The organism is Arthrobacter sp. B6, from assembly GCF_001663775.1.
Taxonomy (GTDB): Bacteria; Actinomycetota; Actinomycetes; order Actinomycetales; family Micrococcaceae; genus Arthrobacter.
Genome location: NZ_KV467168.1, coordinates 2,269,920 through 2,288,959, shown reverse-complemented (window position 1 = coordinate 2,288,959; position 19,040 = coordinate 2,269,920). Strand labels below are relative to the sequence as shown.

Annotated in this window: 16 protein-coding genes; 8 read left to right on the top strand and 8 right to left on the bottom strand. The window is 59.1% G+C overall.

Annotated features, from left to right (window positions below; translation table 11 throughout):
• Window positions 1-29 precede the first annotated feature (29 nt).
• Window positions 30-1,220 (bottom strand): LLM class flavin-dependent oxidoreductase, encoded by a 1,191-nt coding sequence (locus AU175_RS10075; RefSeq protein ID WP_082979085.1) that lies wholly within the window; start codon window positions 1,218-1,220, stop codon window positions 30-32.
• An 18-nt stretch (window positions 1,221-1,238) separates the two neighbouring features.
• Entirely contained in the window at window positions 1,239-2,726 is a 1,488-nt protein-coding gene (locus tag AU175_RS10070; RefSeq protein ID WP_066288163.1) for an aldehyde dehydrogenase, read from the bottom strand.
• 267 nt (window positions 2,727-2,993) lie between these two features.
• On the opposite strand from AU175_RS10070, the gene AU175_RS10065 reads away from it, so the two are divergent.
• From AU175_RS10065 to AU175_RS10035, 8 genes are all read left to right on the top strand, one after another.
• A complete protein-coding gene (locus AU175_RS10065; protein ID WP_066288160.1) occupies window positions 2,994-4,238 on the top strand; it encodes a CaiB/BaiF CoA transferase family protein in 1,245 nt (414 codons plus the stop codon).
• Between the two features lie 2 nt (window positions 4,239-4,240).
• Window positions 4,241-5,236 carry a hydroxymethylglutaryl-CoA lyase gene (locus tag AU175_RS10060; protein WP_066288157.1) on the top strand — a complete coding sequence of 332 codons (996 nt, stop codon included), beginning with the start codon at window positions 4,241-4,243 and terminating at the stop codon, window positions 5,234-5,236.
• A gap of 12 nt (window positions 5,237-5,248) precedes the next feature.
• Window positions 5,249-5,737: a flavin reductase family protein gene (locus tag AU175_RS10055; protein ID WP_066288155.1), complete on the top strand. Its 489-nt coding sequence runs from the start codon at window positions 5,249-5,251 to the stop codon at window positions 5,735-5,737.
• Window positions 5,738-5,787: 50 nt separating this feature from the next.
• Window positions 5,788-6,261, top strand: coding sequence for an NAD(P)H-dependent oxidoreductase (locus AU175_RS10050; RefSeq protein WP_066290898.1), 474 nt, complete (start codon window positions 5,788-5,790; stop codon window positions 6,259-6,261).
• A 127-nt stretch (window positions 6,262-6,388) separates the two neighbouring features.
• Window positions 6,389-6,874, top strand: coding sequence for a DUF1097 domain-containing protein (locus AU175_RS10045; RefSeq protein WP_066288153.1), 486 nt, complete (start codon window positions 6,389-6,391; stop codon window positions 6,872-6,874).
• A gap of 115 nt (window positions 6,875-6,989) precedes the next feature.
• On the top strand, window positions 6,990-9,377 hold the full coding sequence (gene ppsA, locus AU175_RS10040; RefSeq protein WP_066288150.1) for a phosphoenolpyruvate synthase: 2,388 nt from the start codon (window positions 6,990-6,992) through the stop codon (window positions 9,375-9,377).
• Window positions 9,378-10,308: 931 nt separating this feature from the next.
• A complete protein-coding gene (locus tag AU175_RS21705; protein WP_156642257.1) occupies window positions 10,309-10,572 on the top strand; it encodes a hypothetical protein in 264 nt (87 codons plus the stop codon).
• Between the two features lie 206 nt (window positions 10,573-10,778).
• Window positions 10,779-10,988 (top strand): dodecin, encoded by a 210-nt coding sequence (locus tag AU175_RS10035; RefSeq protein WP_066288147.1) that lies wholly within the window; start codon window positions 10,779-10,781, stop codon window positions 10,986-10,988.
• A gap of 195 nt (window positions 10,989-11,183) precedes the next feature.
• Here AU175_RS10035 and AU175_RS10030 read toward each other — a convergent pair whose 3' ends face one another.
• The 6 genes from AU175_RS10030 to AU175_RS10005 all read right to left on the bottom strand — a co-directional run bounded on the left by AU175_RS10030 (window position 11,184) and on the right by AU175_RS10005 (window position 18,326).
• Window positions 11,184-12,191 carry an AraC family transcriptional regulator gene (locus AU175_RS10030; RefSeq protein WP_066290896.1) on the bottom strand — a complete coding sequence of 336 codons (1,008 nt, stop codon included), beginning with the start codon at window positions 12,189-12,191 and terminating at the stop codon, window positions 11,184-11,186.
• 146 nt (window positions 12,192-12,337) lie between these two features.
• A complete protein-coding gene (leuD, locus tag AU175_RS10025; protein ID WP_066288144.1) occupies window positions 12,338-12,931 on the bottom strand; it encodes a 3-isopropylmalate dehydratase small subunit in 594 nt (197 codons plus the stop codon).
• A gap of 10 nt (window positions 12,932-12,941) precedes the next feature.
• Window positions 12,942-14,351, bottom strand: a complete 1,410-nt coding sequence (leuC, locus tag AU175_RS10020; RefSeq protein WP_066288141.1) for a 3-isopropylmalate dehydratase large subunit — start codon at window positions 14,349-14,351, stop codon at window positions 12,942-12,944.
• Between the two features lie 363 nt (window positions 14,352-14,714).
• Window positions 14,715-15,509, bottom strand: a complete 795-nt coding sequence (locus AU175_RS10015) for an IclR family transcriptional regulator (RefSeq protein ID WP_066288138.1) — start codon at window positions 15,507-15,509, stop codon at window positions 14,715-14,717.
• A gap of 377 nt (window positions 15,510-15,886) precedes the next feature.
• Window positions 15,887-17,188, bottom strand: a complete 1,302-nt coding sequence (locus AU175_RS10010) for an MFS transporter (RefSeq protein WP_066288135.1) — start codon at window positions 17,186-17,188, stop codon at window positions 15,887-15,889.
• Window positions 17,189-17,240: 52 nt separating this feature from the next.
• Window positions 17,241-18,326 carry a carbon-nitrogen hydrolase family protein gene (locus tag AU175_RS10005; protein ID WP_197497066.1) on the bottom strand — a complete coding sequence of 362 codons (1,086 nt, stop codon included), beginning with the start codon at window positions 18,324-18,326 and terminating at the stop codon, window positions 17,241-17,243.
• Window positions 18,327-19,040 lie beyond the last annotated feature (714 nt).

Below are 19,040 nucleotides of genomic sequence, written 5' to 3'. Positions count from 1 at the left end.
TTGTGTGCGGGCCGGCCCCCCGTCCTACGTCAGTGTCGAAGCCCGGCTTGCTTCAGGAGCGGCATGACGTTGTCGTTGAAGTAATCGAGCTCTTCGTTGTAGTCGATCATTCCCATGATGATGCCGTTCATTCCCGTGTTCTGGACAGCTGCGAGCTGTTCGGTCACCTGTTCAGGGGTACCTACGAAGGGGTAGCCTGCCCACCCGGCGATGAAGCGTTCCTTGAACTTCTCGATCTGAGCCTGGAAGGACTGGCTCTGCATGCCCATCAGGTTGGTGACGTTGTCGGCGGCATCCCAGTCACCCTTGTCGATGACGTTCTGGAAGGCTGCTTTGGCTTCCTTTTCGGTGTCACGGACCACGACGAGACCGTACGTCATCACATCGATGTTTCGGTTGTACTCATCGCGTGCCAGGCTCCGGATTTGCTGGTTGTAGTTGGTCATGGACTCCAGAGTGTCCAGGGACGCGAAGTTCACGTCAACGTTCTTCGCCGAGAAAGCCATGCCGGCCTTCGAGTTGCCGGCGTTGATCAGAGCCGGGTACGGCGCCTGGTGGGGTTTGGGGTAGGACTCCACGTTGGTGGCGGTGTAGTTCTTGCCGTTGAAATCGAAAAGGCCGGGTTCGCTCCAGGCCTTTTGGACGAAGTCGACCCATTCCTGTCCCTCAAGGTACTTGTCGTCGTGGTCGCCCTGTTGACGTCCGAACATTTCCATTTCGGGCGCGAACCAGCCCATTACCAGGTTGATGCCGAAGCGGCCGCCGGAGATCCTGTCGATGGTCGCTGCCATCTTGGCGGCCATGACGGGGTGGACGGTCGGAAGGTGGCTGGTGGAAAAGATGCCGATGTTCTCGGTGGCTTCCGCGAGTCCGGCAGCCCAGGTGTAGGTTTCGAAGCAGTTGCCGTTGAAGTTTGTGGTGCCGCCGAAGCCGCGCCAGCGTGCGATCGGAACGAGCGCTTCGAAACCGATGCGGTCGGCTTTCTGGGCGATCTTTTTGGTGTGTTCCCAGCTGACTTCGTAGGTGGTTTCAGCGTGGGACATGATCAGACCGTGTGAGCAGTTCGTTCCGAACAGCCCCAGCTTGAGCTTCTGGTCGTTGAAGATCGGGTTGGTTTTGCGGCGGTCTTCCACCGGCTTGGTTTCAGAGTCCGGGCGGGGCGCGGTGGGGTAAAGACCCTGTTCGTTCTTTTCCCGGGGTGCGTTGATGGTTGTGGTCATGATTGGTGTCCTTTGGATCTAGCCCAGTTTGAAGGGATCGCGGGTACCGCCGGTCAGTTCAACCCAGACGGATTTGGTTTCGGTGTAGTCGTTGATGGCTTCGATGCCGTTTTCGCGGCCGATTCCTGAGGATCCGAAGCCGCCGAATGGAACCTGGGGCCCGAGGACCCGGTAGGCGTTGATCCAGACAGTGCCTGCCTTGATGGCACCGGCGACCCTGTGGGCCCTGTGGACATCCTTGGTCCAGACGGCCCCGGCCAGGCCGTATTCGGTGTCATTGGCCAGCTCGATGGCTTCGGTCTCATCGGTGAAGGTGTAGACGGACAGGACCGGGCCGAAGATTTCTTCCTTGACGACGGTCGAATTTCTGTTGACACCGGTGATGACGGTCGGGCGGATGAAGAAGCCGCCAAGATCATCCGGGGTGTAGCCACCGCAGGCGATCACGCCGTTTTCGTCGCGGGCCTTCTGGATGTAGTCCATGACTTTTTGGTACTGGGGCCCGTTGGCCACCGGCCCCATCTGGGTCTCTGCGGACGTCGGGTCACCGAGCTTGATGTTGTTGGCCTTTTCAACCACGAGATCCACGAGTTTGTCGTGGATTGATTCGTGAACGATGAGCCGGGATCCTGCCATGCAGGTCTGCCCGGTGGCGGCGAACACTCCGGCGAGCAGCCCGTTCGCGGCTGCTTCAAGGTCGGCGTCCTCGAACACGACCTGCGGGCTCTTGCCACCGAGTTCGAGTGTCACTTTATTGATGTTCTTGCCGGCGGCCTGTGCGACGAGGGCTCCGGTGGCCGTTGATCCGGTGAACGCAACCTTGTCCACGCCCGGGTGAGCCGCCAGGGCTTGGCCCAGTTCACGACTCTCACCCGTGACGACGTTGAAGACGCCTGGCGGGAAGCCGGCCTGATCGAGAAGTTCGGCCAGGAAGGCTGTAGAGGCGGGTGCGTGTTCGCTGGGCTTGACCACAAAGGTGCAGCCAGCCGCGAGGGCCGGGGCGAGCTTGAAGGTCAGCAGCAGCAGCGGGGAATTCCAAGGAGTGATGGCTCCGACGACGCCCACGGGCTCACGCTTGGTGTAGACCAGAAAGTTGGGCTTGTCCGTGGGGATCTGGCGTCCCTCGATTTTGTCGGCCAGACCGGCGTAGTAGTAGTACCACTGCGGCAGGGCCCGGGTCTGGCCAATCATCTCGTGGAAGAGCTTTCCCGAGTCGTTGACTTCCAGGGTAGCCAACCGCTCCGCGTTCTCAGCGATCAGGTCCCCAAGCCTGCGCAACAGGGCGCTGCGGCCGGTGCCGCTCATCTCGCCCCACGGCCCGGTGAGCGCTGCCCTGGCGCTGGCGACGGCGGTATCAATATCCGCCACGGTTCCCTCGGCCACGTCCGCCCACACCTCGCCCGTGTATGGACTGGAGGTGGCGAACGACTGCCCCGACGATCCGGGGACGAACTTTCCACCGATGTAGAGGGAGAACTTCTCCCTTATCAACGTCGTTGTCGACATTTCATTGCCTTCCTGTCAGCTGAACACCACCGTCCTGTGATGAAGCTCTGAAAAGACCGTACGGACTGAGAGGTGCATCACACTAGCCGTTCAGTGCAGGCAGACAGCCGCTTTTCGCAAAGTATTCATCGCCGCCAAAAGCGTGCAGAAATCGGCTGTCCGGGCGCGCTTGGCGGCTGTCCTGTGCATCTTCCGGCTCATAGCGTTGTGCTCCATCACGACAGTCAGTGATGGACATCACCCTTCGGGGTACGGGAGGAAAATCAAATGGGAACACCGCCGATCCGGCGCGAAGAAGCGCCGGGACCGCAGGGGGGCGGTCCGCTTGAGGGCATCCGGGTCCTAGAACTTGGATCTTTGGTCGCCGGCCCCTTCGCCGGCCGGCTGCTGGCGGATATGGGAGCTGAAGTCATCAAGATCGAGACATCAGACCGCCCCGATCCATTGCGGACCTGGGGCCAGGGTGAAATTGATGGCCATCGGTTGTTCTGGACGGTGCACGCACGGAATAAGAAATGCGTGACGCTTAACCTCCGCACCCCACGTGGGATCAGCATCTTCAAGGACATGGTCGCGCAAAGCGACGCTGTCATCGAGAACTTCCGCCCCGGCACGCTGGAGAACTGGGGGATCGGCCCCGATGTCCTCCATCAGGAGAACCCCCGGCTGGTCATTGCCCGGATCTCCGGGTACGGCCAGGACGGCCCCGACGCACTCAAGCCAGGCTACGCCTCCGTCGCAGAGGGCGTCAGCGGCTTCCGGGCCGTCAACGGCTACCCAGGGCAGCTTCCGCCGCGCATTGCTTTGTCCCTGGGTGACTCCTTCGCAGGCATGTTCGCCGTCCACGGGATCCTCGCAGCCCTCATCCGTTCACGCACCACCGGCGAAGGAGACGTTATTGACGTTGCCCTCACAGAGTCGTGCCTTGCCCTCATGGAATCAACCATTCCGGACTTCGACGGAGCCGGAGTTGTGCGTAAACCTTCCGGTACCCGTCTGGACGGCATCGCACCGTCAAACGTCTACATGAGCCGGGACGGGCTCCCGGTCATCATCGCCGCAAACCAGGACACCGTCTTTGCACGGCTGTGCGGCGTCATGGACAGACCCGAACTCGCTCAGGACGAGAAATACGCCGACCACGTGGCCCGCGGACGCCATCAGGATGAGCTCGACGACATCGTCGCAACGTGGGCTTCGAGACAGACCGCCTCGGACATAGTCCGCACGCTGGACGAAGCCGGAGTGGTCTGCGGCCCGGTTAACACCGTGGCTGAAGTCGTGAATGATCCGCAACTTATCCACAGGGAAATGTTCGTCGATCACGACGACCTCCGCGTCGGTCGAAAAATCAAAGGCCCGGGCATCGTCCCGAAATTCTCCAGCGCAAAAGGCTCCGTCCGTTGGGCGGGCCGTCCGGAACCCGGCTTTGACAACGACGACGTCTATCGCGGACTTCTCGGCCTGGACGACCAGGACATCAAAGAACTCACAGATAGCGAGGTCATCTGATTATGGAAGAACAAGGTTCGCCCCTCACGTTGGAATCCATAGCGTCTGCCGTAGGACACAGCCTGCCGCATGCGGTCGACATCCGTGAAGTTGGGCCCCGCGACGGGTTGCAGCTCGAGCGCGCGCTGACACTTGACCACAAGATCCGGATGATCGACGGCCTCGTGCAGGCCGGAGTGCGACGGGTCGAGGTGACCAGCTTCGTTTCACCGACAGCGGTCCCGGCTCTGGCAGACGCCGCTGATCTCGTCCAGGAGCTGTACCGCTGGCCTGACGTTGACTTCTGCGCTCTCGTGGCCGGCATCGGTGGCGCAAAACGCGCCCTTGCTGCTGGAATCACGCACTTGGAGTACGTGGTCTCTGCATCAGAGAGCCACGCCAAGGCCAATGCGGGAAAAACCCTAGCGCAGTCTGTCGAAGCCGGCAAAGAGATCATCAACATGGTCCACGAAGCCGGCGGCATTTGCGAAGTCATTGTCGCTATATCCTTCGACTGCCCCTTTGAGGGCCCAACGCCGGTAGGCGCAGTCTCCGACATCGTCCAAGCCTTGGTGGCCGCCGGAGCCGACCGAATCTGTTTGGGCGACACCATCGGCACCGCCACTCCTGACCGCGTCATCAGCCTCGTTCAGGCTGTCCGCGCGCAGGCACCCGGCCATTCGATCGGGCTGCACCTGCACAACACCCGGGACACCGCTATGGCAAACGTCCTCGCCGGCCTCCTCATCGGCGTGACGGACTTCGACGCATCCATCGGAGGTCTGGGCGGGTGCCCATTCGCCCCGGGAGCCAGCGGCAACCTGGCCACCGAAGACCTCACCAATTTCCTGGAAGACATGGGAATCCACACCGGCCTGAACATAGCCGCACTGAAAAAAATCAGCTCCGAAGTAGCCGAATTCGTGGGCCACGAATTGTCAGCCGCGCTGACCCGCTGCGAACCACGAATTGGCTTTACCTACACAACAGATCCCTATCTCGTCCCAACCCAACACTGAAGGAAGACCATCATGGAAAATCACTCTGAAGTCACCCCGGAGAGGATGCGGGAAATCCTCGGGCATTTCTGCACAGGACTGACCATCATCACCGCAACTACTGAACAGGGGCCCGTCGGGTTCACCTGCCAGTCATTCTCGTCACTGTCACTGGAACCGCCGCTCATCGCATTCAACCCTGCGCGCTCCTCCTCAACCTGGCCCGTCATCAGGGGCACCGGACGGTTCTGCGTGAACATTCTCCCCGAAGAGCACCGCGACCTGTCCGGCAAGTTTGCCCGATCAGGAACCGACAAGTTCGCTGGTGTAAGCCACGCCGCGTCCCCTTTGGGTAACCCAATTCTGGATAGCGCCCTCGCCTGGATCGACTGCGAACTCCACCAGGAGTACGACGGTGGCGATCACACCATCGTCATCGGCAAGGTCAAGGCCATGGACGCCCGTGGCGGCGCTGAACCCCTGCTGTTCTTCAAAGGAAGCTACGTCGGGATCGGTGCTTGAGAATCCTGGGCGTGGACGCCAGTCCACACAGCCCGGGCAAGACTCACCGGATGATATCCGAAATACTGGCCGGCGCAGCTGACGCCGGGGCGGAAACCGAACTGGTCCGCCACGACGACGAAGCAGTCCTCGGACAGATAGCTGCCGCAGACGGTGTGGTTTTCGGCAGCCCAACATACCGGGCAAGTCCCACGGCGGCGATGAGGCTGCTTCTGGAGCGGATCGACCGCAGTACCGCCGAGGACGAGGGGCCCCTTCACGGCACGCCTGCGATGGTGGCCATGACGGGAGCCTCCGCCGCGCACTTCCTCGGTACCAGGGAGCTCAGTAATACGCTTAGCGGCTTCTTCGGGACCCAGATTCTTTCCCCCGACGTCTATTTGGACTCCACAGCCTTCAACCCTGGCGGGGCCATTCAAACCGACATCGCGCTGCGCCTCAGGCTACACGGGGCGGCCCTGGTGGAACTGGCAGCGGCTGTACAGACATCCCAAAGTCTTCAAAACATCCGGCCCTGGATATAGGACCACCGGAATCAGTCTCTGCCAAATGGCGCAGCTACTCACCAACACCAGGGTGCCCGGGAATGGCCAGTCCAATGGCGCAAAGCCGCCCGGGGATCATCACCCTGCCCTCAACAAGGAATACACAATGAAAGCACTCGTCACTATAGGGATCAGCGTCGGCATACTTGCCGGACTATGGACGCAGTTCAGCACCCCTTTCGGCCTGATCACATGGGTTGGCTTCGTGGGTTGGGCCTGCTACTTCGCGGCGGGCGGAAAGCGGGACGGACTGCTCAAAGCCATCCCCGCTACTCTTTCCGGCGCCTTGTGGGGGAGCGTAATCGTGTGGACGGCGGGCGCGGTTGCCCTGCCAGTCGCCCTGCCCATCGCTGTTAGCCTCGCCGCTTTCGCGATGTGCGTGCAGGCTAGGTGGCGGGTACTGTCCTTCATCCCCGGCACGTTCGCCGGGTGCGCGGCGTTTTTCGGAACCTCATTCGACCTCTCTGCCACGTGTTTGGCCCTGGCCCTTGGCGCCGGCTTGGGATGGCTCTCCGAATACGCCGCCAACCTTACTACCGGCTTCAGTTCCAAGCGTGAGGCCCCCATCCATCAAGGGCAGCCCGTCAAGTGACGACGAAGAAAATGCCGGTCGGAGGAGCAGCCCTACATCATGCCTCCGCCGGCAGGAATGCATATCTTGCGGCGGAAAAATCAGGGCATAACTTGACGAAGGAGCAGTGAGTGTCATGACGGAAGACATTTTGTGGTTTTCGGAGATAGGCCTACAAGATCTTGGGCGGGTGGGGGGCAAGAATGCCTCGCTGGGGGAGATGGTGCAGAACCTCGCCTCAGCAGGAGTGAAGGTGCCGGATGGCTTTGCCACTACTGCTGATGCGTACCGCCGGTTCCTGGCTCACTCGAAACTTGAGCAGACGATCGAGGAGCTCTTGATAGGTCTCGATGTGGAGAACGTTGCCGATCTGGCTATCAGAGGCCGGGAGATTCGAGCCCTGGTAAGGAACGCGCCGTTGCCACCGGAACTTGAAGCCGCGATCAGCTCCTCATACGACATCCTGGTCGGAAAGCACGGTGGTCCGGGCCCGATTTCCTGGGCTGTTCGCTCCAGCGCGACAGCGGAAGACCTGCCGGATGCCTCCTTTGCCGGTCAGCAGGAGACGTTTCTTAACGTCACCGGTATCGGCAACATCATCCAGGCCAGTAAGGATGTTTTCGCCTCCCTCTACAACGACCGGGCGATCGCTTACCGTGTGCACCACAGCTTCATGCACGGCGACGTCGCCATCTCCGCGGGTATTCAACGTATGGTGCGCTCCGACGTGGGTGCATCAGGTGTCATGTTCACAATGGACACCGAAACGGGTTTCGATGAGGCGGTACTCATCACCTCCTCCTATGGATTGGGAGAGGCGATAGTCCAAGGTGCCGTCAACCCCGACGAGTTCTACGTCTACAAGCCCTCGCTGCGAGCCGGGCGTCCCTCAATTCTAAAACGAGGACTGGGGGAGAAGGCCCTGCAGATGGTGTACTCCGCTGATGCTAACGCTGGGCACACAATCGAACTCGTCGAAGTTGAGCCGGCGCTGAGGGACCGGTTCAGCATCACCGACGGTGAAGTCGAGCAACTCGCCGCGCATGCCCTCGCCATTGAGGCCCACTACGGCCGTCCGATGGACATCGAATGGGGTAAAGACGGGTCGGACGGCCAACTGTACATCCTGCAGGCCCGCCCTGAAACGGTCGAGTCCCGCAAATCGGCACACCAGCTGCGCCGCTACCGCCTGAAAGAGACCGGGACGGTTCTGTGTGAAGGACGGGCAATCGGACAGCGGATCGGAGCCGGCCCGGTACGTGTCCTCACCTCGCTCGACCAGATGGCCGACTTCAACACCGGCGACGTTCTCGTCGCTGACATGACCGACCCTGACTGGGAACCCATCATGAAACGTGCGGCCGCCATCGTCACAAACCGTGGCGGACGGACATGCCATGCCGCCATCATCGCCCGAGAGCTGGGAATTCCGGCCGTAGTTGGAACGGGAGAGGCTACAAACGTTCTCCTGGACGGCATGGACGTCAGCGTGTCCTGCGCTGAAGGGGATGCTGGATTCGCCTACGAAGGGATCCTGGAGTTCGCCATCGAGGAAACCGAACTATCGCACATGCCCGAGGTCCCCGTGCGGGTCATGATGAATATTGGAACCCCGGAACAGGCCTTCAGTTTCGCGGCCCTGCCTAACCATGGTGTAGGCCTGGCCCGGCTGGAGTTCATCATCAACCGCCAGATTGGTATCCATCCCAAGGCCCTGCTGCAACTCGATGAACAGTCCGCGGGCGTCGCGGCCGAAATCCGTGCACGCATCAGCGCCTATGACAGTCCCCGGGACTTTTACGTCAAACGTCTAGCCGAAGGCATCGCGACCCTGGCAGCCGCTTTCGCCCCGGAACCGGTCATTGTTCGGCTATCGGACTTCAAGTCCAACGAGTATGCCAACCTGATCGGCGGAGCCGCATATGAGCCACACGAAGAAAATCCCATGATCGGATTCCGTGGCGCCGCACGGTATCTGGCACCTTCATTTCGGGAAAGCTTTGACATGGAATGTGAGGCGCTTGCATTCGTACGAAACCAGATGGGCTTGACGAACATCAAGCTCATGGTGCCCTTCGTCCGCACCCTAGACGAAGCACACGGGGTAATCGAGCTCCTCGCCGAAAACGGGCTGCGCCGTGGAGACAACGGCCTGGAGATCATCATGATGTGCGAACTCCCCGCCAACGCGCTGCTCGCCAACGAATTCCTTGACTACTTCGATGGCTTCTCCATTGGATCCAACGACATGACCCAACTCGCCCTCGGCTTGGACAGGGACTCCGCCATCGTTTCAGAGGGCTTCGACGAAAGAAACCCAGCCGTCAAGAAACTGCTCACCATGGCGATTCAGACCTGCAAGGCTCGCGGCAAATACGTCGGCATCTGCGGACAAGGGCCCAGCGACCACGACGACTTTGCTGAATGGCTCGTTCATCAGGGCATCGATTCGCTCTCCCTCAACCCTGATACCGTCGTGGACACTTGGCACCGCCTTGGCGTCCCGGCGGCGGCTATTGTGTGACAAATTACTGGGCTTGATGTGGCGGAAGCGGCAGGGCGCGAAGGGACGATGTGACGACTATCCATTTCCAAACCAGGCAGGCCTGCAATCGTGAGTTCTGGACTCCCGCCGGGCTGGCAGAGGGCTACTCCTTGGGAGAATTCGTGACCGAATGGTGCCAAGCGCCGATCGGACTGCCCGTGGTCTTGTCCGGACCAGGACTACCCGCCTTCGGCGGATACATTGATGCCAATATGGAAGATGGCTCCGCCTTATGGATCAGAGATGAAACCTGGTCCAGACGCCTCATTCACCGCACTGACGGCTACGCAGTCCGCGCAGTCAACCACTGGCACACCATGCAAAGCCCGAAGGTATAAAAGACGGGCACTGGAGTTGTTGGGCCTACTAGGTCCGACCATCCAGTAGAACCGTCATCCCTCCAAAGCGTCGGCCGGATTCCCAACATGCCTTCGCAACAGCAACCCGAAAGTCGGGGGTTGGGAATCCGGCCGCGACCCACTGCAGGTTGGCCGCATAGGGGCACCGCGACAAATTCCGGATGCTTCGGGCGGGTTCGCCCCTGGCAAGGACGGCTGAGTGGCGACCGCCGCAGCTCTGCTACGGTCGCAAACGGCAGAACCAAGCACTCACCAGGCCCCTTCCACGGCATCAGCAGCCCTGGTTACCTAGCTGTCCAACTGGGACGCCCCTTCATCCTCCATTCGTGAGCCAATGCAAACCCGGCAGGGCTTCCCCTTCCCGACAGGAAGAGGGTCTCAAAGTTTGCCCTAACTGGATACCCGGCTGCGTCGAGCGGCTGTGTGCATAAAGACCATCGGAATAGCGTTGCATTACCAGCATCGAAGTGACTGGAGTCACAACACCAGTCGCCTCGACTCACCCAAATCGGCACCCACGAAACGGCGTTCGCTTCAGAGAGGAAGCCATCATGACTATCGCCCATCACCCGTTTTTAGGCGGGCTTGGTGTCCGCCACCACGCCGCCCGCACACCCAAAATTCAACACTTGGACTGGGGCCATGCTACAAAACTTGAACCAAGTTCCCCCGAACGACAGGGAAGTCTCACTTCATATCCATGGGAAGGCCTCTACTTGGAAATTGAAGAAACTACAGTATCGGCCGGCGCTGCAGCTCCCCAGCACAATGCCCCGCTCGAACTTTTCCTGACCAGCCTGATGTACGGCGAATAGGATCAGTCGATTCGCCAGCGTCCTGGGCACAGACTTGGGACTGAGAGGTTCACCGTGGACAGCTGTCGTCTGCTCCAAGGGAAACCGCATCCTGGCGGGGCCGCTTAAACAGTGACTTCTCCCACTCGGTGATCGGCCGAGCACTAGACGCACAGCGCTCAAGAAGGACCCACAACTCGGAACCAGCATGATCATAAGGAGCGAAGATGTCCAACCACACCTACAGCATTTCCGAAATCGTCGGCACATCAAAAGACGGTGTTGATGCCGCAGTTCGCAACGGAATTGCCGAAGCTTCCAAGTCCCTCCGCAACCTGGACTGGTTCGAGGTCAAGGAAATCCGCGGACACCTTGAGAACGGGCAAGTCAGCGACTGGCAGGTGACCATCAAGCTCGGCTTCCGGTTGGAGCGTTGATCCGCCACCGGAGGTCAGGAGACCGCCGACAGTGGTGCTTTCTCGCACTCATCCAACTTGATCAACCGAAACCCTCCCGGGCAGGCTCCGTGAGCGCATCTTGTGTGAGCTGTGAGCCTACTAGGAGCTGGCCTCGTTTCGGGGAGGGAAGGCGTCGCCAAACTCCTGGAAGGAGGCCTTGGAAAAAGGGCGGTTTCAGGCGTGGCGTTGCAGGGTTTCGCTGGGTAGTTCGCCGAACATTTGCCTGTAGCGCGCAGCGAACCTGCTCGGATGGTAGAACCCCCAGCGGTTTGCCACATCCGTGATTTTCAGGTCCGGGTTCTTGTTGGAGATCAGTTCCGCACGTACCCGCTCCATCCGGACCCGGCGCAGATGTTCCATGGGGGAGGTTCCAAGGGACTGTTGAAAGGAAGCATGCAGCGTGCGGATACTCATCATCCCTACCCGGGCCAACTCGGCCGGAGTAATCGGTTCGTCGGCGTTCGCTTCAATGAAGTCAACCACTGGTTTGAGCCGCCCCAGATTAACGGTGGGAGGCGGGGTGAGGAGAACCTCGCTGTAGTTGTTCGGGACAGCCAGGAGAAGGTTGCTCATGACAAACGACTCAAGCTGCTCAAGGGCGAGCGGGTTCTCCGTGATGCCCCCGGGCCGGTTCAATTCCACGGCCATGAACTGCGCCGAAGCATAAAGACTGGCGCCCCGCCCTGTCGACAGATCGAAACCGAAATCGAACCCGATCGGGTGATCCACGGATTGACCCATCAGATCAGCAGCAAAATTTTCCAACATTTCCCTCGAAAACCGGAGGATTATCTGCTCCGCGTCAGGGCCCCACTTCACCTCGGTGCCAATGTGCGGCAGCAACACCAATCCGCTCTGACCACCAGCAGTAAAGGCACGTTTACCGTCCGCACGGAATCCCTCGGTGCCTCCGGCGGTCGTCAGGTTCACATGGTAGAACTCTTCCGGCGGCGGCATCCGCAACTTCGTTTCGGCCTGATACGTCAAGTAGCCGAGCGTCAGGTCCCGGCCGCCCCAGGCGTTCAACATCATGTTCAGCTGGCCGTCACCGGACGTGGTCATATCATTGGGAAGGTAAGTCCCGGTGACAGCGTCCCTGGCGGCGTCGATGTCGCTGGTGTGCACCACCGGATGGGCGTCCAGGGGTTTGGGGGCTACCAGAGGGTTGGGGCTTTGGTTCATCATGGGCTCCATTAGCCTGTATTTGGAGTTTTATTTGAGGTGGCAGCGCGTTAAAGGCCGGGCCTTTTGAGCTCTGGTGACTGGTCAGCCGACGTGGAGGCGTGTTGGGCAGCCGTTGGTGGGCCCGAAGGGTGCGAGAGTTGCATCTAGGACGCTTCTATTTGCGGCAGAAACGCCGGGCGTTGGACTTCGTATGAGGTGATGGCAGTGTCTGCCTGCAGAGTAAGGTCGATATCATCGAGTCCTTCAGCAAGGCGCCATTTGACGTAGCTGTCGATCTCGAATGCGTATTCCTTCTCCCCACATTGGATGCTCTGACTGGCTAGGGTAACTGTCATCTGCATCCCGGGATTTTCATCTAATGCATCCCAAATGTCTTCTACTTCTGCTCGGCCGAGCCGGGCCGCCAGTAAGCCGGCTTTTCCGCAATTTCCGCGGAAAATGTCGGCAAATCTGGGCGAGATGACCACCTTGAACCCGTGGTCCATCAGTGCCCAGACGGCATGTTCTCTGGACGATCCTGTGCCGAAGTCAGCTCCTGCCACCAAAATCGACGCTCCCGAAAATTGAGGGTCGTCCAAGGGAAACCCATCCTCATGGCGCAAGTCCGCGAAAAGGGCATCTTCGAATCCTGTGCGCGTGACACGCTTGAGGTACTTTGACGGAATGATTTGATCAGTGTCAACGTTCGTTTGCTTTAGGGGCATAGCAACCCCCGTGTGCTCTGTAAACTTCCGCACTTAAGTTTCCTTACTTGATCAGGTGAAGGTCTGCGGGAGTGGATATATAACCCCTCACAGCGGTGGCAGCAGCTACCGGGGGGGAGACGAGGTGCGTCATGCTGCCACGTCCTTGACGACCTTCAAAGTTTCGATTTGATGTTGAAACGCAACGTTTTCCGGCGGGGACCTGGTCGGGATTCATCCCCAGGCACATGGAACAACCTGCGAAACGCCACTCCGCCCCGGCTTCGACGAAAATGCGGTCCAGTCCTTCCTCCTCTGCCTGGGCCTTAACCTGCATCGAACCGGGAACGACAAGCATCTGTAGACCTTCTTTGATGCGCCGTCCGGACAGAACCGCTGCTGCCGCGCGCAGATCTTCGATGCGACCGTTGGTGCAGGAGCCTAGGAAGACCATGTCGACGGGGATATCCTTCATCGCCGTACCGGGGACCAACTGCATGTAGGCAAGTGACTTCTGGGCGGCTGATCGGTCGCGATCTTCTGTGAAATCTTCAGGATTCGGCACCTTGCCGTTGATGGCCACTGCTTGAGCTGGGTTTGTACCCCAGGTGACGAACGGAGTAATTTGCGATGCGTCAAGGGTTACTTCGGCGTCGTAGACGGCATCGAAATCGCTACCTAGCGAGAGCCAGTACTCAGCGGCTGCCTGCCATTCTTCATCCGCTGGGGCATGCGGTTTGCTCTTCAAATACTCGATGGTCTTGGCATCCGGGGCAATAAGTCCAGCGCGGGCTCCTGCTTCCACGGACATGTTGCATACTGTCATCCTGGCTTCCATGGACATGTTCCGGATGGAATCACCACGGTATTCCAGAACATATCCTTGGCCTCCACCAGTGCCAATTTGTGCGATCAGCGCCAGAATAACGTCTTTGGCAGTCACGCCGGACGCTAACGAGCCTTCAATGTTTACTGCCATGGTCTTGAAGGGCTGAAGGGGGAGCGTCTGTGTAGCCAGCACGTGCTCGGCTTCACTGGTTCCAATACCGAAGGCCAAGGCACCAAACGCACCGTGGGTGGAGGTATGGGAGTCACCGCAGACGATGGTCATGCCCGGTTGGGTCAGACCAAGCTGCGGACCAACCACATGGACGATCCCTTGATCCTTGCTACCCATGTTGAAGAGGTGGATTCCGTATGCGGCGCAGTTTTCTCTTAGGGTTTGAACCTGGAGCCGGGAAGTAAGGTCCTGGATGGGCTTGTCTATACCAATTGTGGGAACGTTGTGGTCCTCCATGGCAATAGTCAGATCGGGCCTGCGTACGCTGCGGCCGGCCAGGCGCAGCCCTTCAAAGGCCTGGGGACTTGTGACCTCATTCACCAGGTGGAGATCAATGTAGAGCAAGTCAGGTTTGCCGTCTTCGTGCCTGACGATATGAGAGTTCCACACTTTTTCGGCAAGGGTGTAGCCCATGACTAACTCGCAATCTAAGGATGCGGCAGAAGCCGGGAAGGTTAGGTAGGGAAGGACAGATGAGGAGATCTGCTCGCGAGAACGGCGTAGCATCGTCGAACTCACCATCGGAAGGTGATGCCTACCGTTCTGTATCTATTTCCAAGGTACAGACCGGCGGCCGAATAATCAAGGAATTTTCCTACATTATGAGTAGCGAATCATATTGCGAGTTATGGAGAGGGTTGCCCGATCGTGGCTAAGGTATGGGATGTTCCTGCCCGGGCAGCCATTCCGGAGTAAATGACCCTGCCCCCGCCGCACGAGACGCAAGATTGGTGGGCGCGGAGCGTCAGGGAGCCAACAACTGGTGCCGGCCAGAGATCAGGCAGCTGCCTCGCTTGGGTAGCGGCCACCAATCAACCTGGTCATGGACTCGGCGGTGTTCAAGAGCATGTCCAGCCAACTTTCGCAAACCGGTCGTGGCATGCGTAGGGTGGGGCCGCTTATCGTCAATGCACCCACGAGTGCGGTGGAGGCGTCAAAAACGGGTGCCGCGAGTCCCGATGCGCCATCTTCCCGCTCCCCGATCGTTATGGCGAACCCGTCGGAGCGGGTTCGCCGAACAGCGGACTCAAGATCTTCCGAACTAGTGATAGTGGATTCCGTGAGGGGTTGAAGGTCAGCCTTTAACGTCGCTTGCAGGAGGTCTTCGTTCCAAGCCAGCAGGACCCGCCCTGCCGAACCCGCATGGATGGGCAGGATCTTACCGACGTGCATCTCCCTTCGGAGTGCATGGTTCGTTTCTGCCAGCGCCACGCACACGCGGTGTCCCTGTTCTGCTTTGAAAAATGAAACAGTCTCACCAGTGCTGTCACGCAAGTCCTTCAACAAGGGACGGACAAGATCCAGGACCTCGAGCCCACGGGTTGCCGGCGCAGCCCAATACGCCATCTTCATACCGATCCGGTAGGCGTCATCTTCTTTGTCAAGGAACCCCTTGTCCACAAGATTCATGACAAGCCGCTGGACGGTAGAAGTGGGCATGCCCGTGGCTTCACGAATGTCAGCCAACTTCAGCACAGGGCGACCGAGTGAGAAAGAATCCAGTATTGCGCTGATCTTTCCCAAGACGAGAAGCGGGCTGTTGCTGGCGGTACCTGAGGAATCGGATGGCATACCTGTCACGCTAGAGCCTGCGTTCGTGACAGTCCAGTGGGACGTTTCCAATTGCCTAGGAATCCCTCAGTCGATCAATCATTTAAGGACACGGCCTTTCACCTAACCCCTAAGCTGCTTTCGAACGGTTCTGTTGTTCGTGCTCAGCCAAAAATTCTCAGACAGCGACACCAGCACGGAAAAGTTGTCAGGGGCCCAGTGCGGTTGTGTAAGGCAAAGAACCTCTTCCGTGTTGGTGTTTCCCCTAACACCTGGGGCGAGGGGGACTCGCCGAACTCGGTTCATGACCGGTACGGCATAATCCTCCCCTCAGATGAGGAGGATTATGCCGTCCGGATGTTGCATGATCAGTCAGTGAGCTCCAGAGGTCACCAGGCTCAGGCCAGGGGTTCCTTGTGCCTGTCCTTCATTGTCCAGATGGACAAGAGGGAGACTATACCGGCTGCACCGAGGTACATGGCGAGATAAACCTCAGGTGAGCCTTCGAGGGAACTTAAGTATGTGGCAACCATTGGTGCCGTCCCTCCCAGAGCGGCGACGCAGAGGTTGTAGGAGACGGACACTGCGCTGTTTCTCACCGAAGTGCGGAACAGCTCCGCCAGTGCCGTCATCAACGGCGCTGCCACCAGTGCCAGGACCAGGACGAATCCGACCTGGCCTACGACCATCAAGGGGAAGGAGCCTGTCTCGATCAGTTTTAGCAACGGATACGGCAATGCGATGAAGCCGACGTAAGAGCAGATCATCAGGGATTTGCGTCCAATTTTATCGGACAGATGGCCGAGGAATGGAAGGATCACGGCGAAAACGCTTAGGCCGATGACGCTGGACCCGAACGAGGCAGAGTAGGACGACTCGACGACCACTCGGATGTAGGAGGGAAGAAAGGTGAATATGAAGTAGAAGCCAATGGTGAAGCAGACGATGATGCCGATTGCGCGGATGACAGCTCCGCCGTTCTCGCGCAGAACGACTGTGAGCGGCTTCTTCACGATTCCTTCCGTCTCAACGAGGTTCTCAAATTTCGGGGTGTTGGGCATTGAGCGCCGCAGGTAGAAGCCGAAGATTGCCAGAAGCACGCTTGCGACGAATGGAACGCGCCATCCCCAACTGTTCAGTGCTTCTTCGCTCAGCGTCACCGACAGAGCAGTGAAGACCAGCGATGCGAGCAGCAATCCGACTGCCGCGCTCTGCTGTGTCCAGCTGCCGTAGAAGCCGCGGCGGTGCGGGGGGGCGAACTCGACCAGGAATGACGCCGCGCTTCCGATCTCCCCTCCGACAGCGAATCCTTGCAAAAGACGGGCCATAACCAGCAGGACCGGCGCCCAGAAGCCGATCATCTCGTAGGTGGGCAGGAGTCCCATGAAGACAGTCGCGCCAGCCATCATAATGACGCAGAGGGACAAGACCTTCGTGCTGCCGATACGATCGCCGAGCACTCCCATCACCAGGCCACCGAGCGGCCGGGCGATGAAGCCGACGGCAAAGACGGCGAAGGTCGACATCAGGGATGTCAGCACGTCGTCGGATGGGAAGAAGTGCCGTGAGATAACGGGAGCGGCATAGGCGTATATCGCGAAGTCAAACCATTCCATCACATGGCCGATAGCACCTGCGACGATGTATTTTGGGCTTCGTTTTTGACTCTTGTGGGGCTCAGTTTCAACTGAATTTTTCATGACAGTACCTTTGATTCAGGTCGTTCGGCAGGTGAAGATGGGGGCGTGTGTGTTACCCGATCTGTTGCCGAGCGCTCTCTGGATTGATGTGACTCCTCATCGAGTCATTTGCGACTTCTCCGATTCCGTCGAAGTCGATCGGTCCGAGGACTGATGAGCTTTTCGCCGGCCCGTCGGTAATGCTGACCGGTTCGTGGGCAGTACCATTCACGGACAGAGAGAAGATGTCGAACCTGTTGTAATGACCAGTGATGTCGTGCATCTGCTTGGCGGCTATGCACTTGTTCAGATCGATGTCGCCGTAGACAATCCCCTCGTCGTCGACGAGTGGCTCGACGATCGGACGCCCGTCCGGGCCGAAAATACCCGAGAGTGCACTGTGCTCACGCCGGAAGTTGTGCCGGACCTCCTCATTGTCACCTGCGACCATGTCAATGATCTCCTCGCTAATCGTGGAGCAGGACACGACCGAGAACACCTTTCCCTCGAAGCAGTGAGCGGCGGTCCGCATAGATATGGCATCGGCCATGTCGTAATCAGCCGGAACAACGGGGGACGCGACGTATGACGCCACGTGGACCATCTCGCCCTGAGCCAGCAGCGTGAAGCGCGCCAGCGTATTCGTATTCTCACCGCAGGCCAGGGCTCCGAGACGGCCAATCTCCGTGTTGTGCACCCTGAGGGATGCGCCGTCGCCGTTTCCGTACACGAGCTTCTCCGCCCACGTGGGAACCAGCTTTCGGTGTACCCCCAGTACCGATCCGTCGGAGCCGATGGTGACCATGCTGTTGTAAATGGTCCCGAAATTTATCGCCGACTTCTCGTTGACGCCAATGACCACAATTGTCGATGTTCGCGCAGCGGCAACGCGGATAGCATCGATGTGAGGGCCTGGAATCTCGACTGCTGCTTCCTTGTAGAACCTCTCGAACCACTTGCCGCCTTCGACCGGATTCATCGTCCATGCCCAGTACGGGTACCCCGCCACGAAGACCTCCGGAAACACAATGAGTTTGGCACCATTGCTCGAAGCCTCGTAGATCAGGTCCACTGCCTTCTCTATCGTCCTATCCCTGTCGAGGAAGACCGGCGCAGCCTGAACCGCTGCCGCTCTGAAAGCGGGGAAATCGTCCATCATTACCCTCATTGTTGTGTTTTTTGATTGACCAGGCTGATCCAATAGGGATCACCGTGCCTGGAGGGGACGCTTGGAGCTCAGCGTTTCATACCCTGATCCGCTTGACCCATAAAGTGAGTTTCAATTCAATATGTGGGTTCAGCATAGAGGTTCCATAGTGACCTGCGCAACATCCGGCGTCAACCTTTGAGAAGAGGTGCGAGAACCGCGGATGCACGCCTTGCCCGAAAAGCCCTGAAGGGAGCGTCGCCAAGGTCCCCGAGGGCGGGATGAGATTGGGCATATGAGGGACGAAGGGCACGCAGTCACGGCAACCAGGCCAAGGCGTACGGAGAGGGGCGGCCTCGCTAAGAATGCTATTTACACTCGTGCGGTGCTGGATGGCACCCACTTCGTAGACGGGCAAGTCTGGCGGTGACCCTGTGGGCACTGAGCTGGAGCTCGAAAGGCCCATAGGGAGGTTGGCCTCATGCGGCCGATCGCACCGACCCTAGCGCGCCCTGGCCGCAGTGCATGCACTGACAAAAATCATGTTCATGTTGATGGAAGAAGCATGTGCTTCCAACCACACTTCTGCTAAGATCATGCTCACAGTGTGAATTAGAACCTACGATGTGGTTTCGTTGCTAACCAGGAGAGCGGGTATGAAAGCCCGGGTTACTGTTCCATCGTCGACTTGCTCATCAACGCCGAAGGACAACTCGAAAATGCGCG

Excerpts from the sequence above, each read along its gene's own strand:
- AU175_RS10075 (WP_082979085.1), bottom strand. The coding sequence starts at position 1,220 with ATGACCACAACCATCAACGCACCCCGGGAAAAGAACGAACAGGGTCTT.
- AU175_RS10070 (WP_066288163.1), bottom strand. The coding sequence starts at position 2,726 with ATGTCGACAACGACGTTGATAAGGGAGAAGTTCTCCCTCTACATCGGT.
- AU175_RS10065 (WP_066288160.1), top strand. The coding sequence starts at position 2,994 with ATGGGAACACCGCCGATCCGGCGCGAAGAAGCGCCGGGACCGCAGGGG.
- AU175_RS10060 (WP_066288157.1), top strand. The coding sequence starts at position 4,241 with ATGGAAGAACAAGGTTCGCCCCTCACGTTGGAATCCATAGCGTCTGCC.
- AU175_RS10055 (WP_066288155.1), top strand. The coding sequence starts at position 5,249 with ATGGAAAATCACTCTGAAGTCACCCCGGAGAGGATGCGGGAAATCCTC.
- AU175_RS10050 (WP_066290898.1), top strand. The coding sequence starts at position 5,788 with ATGATATCCGAAATACTGGCCGGCGCAGCTGACGCCGGGGCGGAAACC.
- AU175_RS10045 (WP_066288153.1), top strand. The coding sequence starts at position 6,389 with ATGAAAGCACTCGTCACTATAGGGATCAGCGTCGGCATACTTGCCGGA.
- ppsA (WP_066288150.1), top strand. The coding sequence starts at position 6,990 with ATGACGGAAGACATTTTGTGGTTTTCGGAGATAGGCCTACAAGATCTT.
- AU175_RS21705 (WP_156642257.1), top strand. The coding sequence starts at position 10,309 with ATGACTATCGCCCATCACCCGTTTTTAGGCGGGCTTGGTGTCCGCCAC.
- AU175_RS10035 (WP_066288147.1), top strand. The coding sequence starts at position 10,779 with ATGTCCAACCACACCTACAGCATTTCCGAAATCGTCGGCACATCAAAA.
- AU175_RS10030 (WP_066290896.1), bottom strand. The coding sequence starts at position 12,191 with ATGAACCAAAGCCCCAACCCTCTGGTAGCCCCCAAACCCCTGGACGCC.
- leuC (WP_066288141.1), bottom strand. The coding sequence starts at position 14,351 with ATGGGCTACACCCTTGCCGAAAAAGTGTGGAACTCTCATATCGTCAGG.
- AU175_RS10015 (WP_066288138.1), bottom strand. The coding sequence starts at position 15,509 with ATGCCATCCGATTCCTCAGGTACCGCCAGCAACAGCCCGCTTCTCGTC.
- AU175_RS10010 (WP_066288135.1), bottom strand. The coding sequence starts at position 17,188 with ATGAAAAATTCAGTTGAAACTGAGCCCCACAAGAGTCAAAAACGAAGC.
- AU175_RS10005 (WP_197497066.1), bottom strand. The coding sequence starts at position 18,326 with ATGATGGACGATTTCCCCGCTTTCAGAGCGGCAGCGGTTCAGGCTGCG.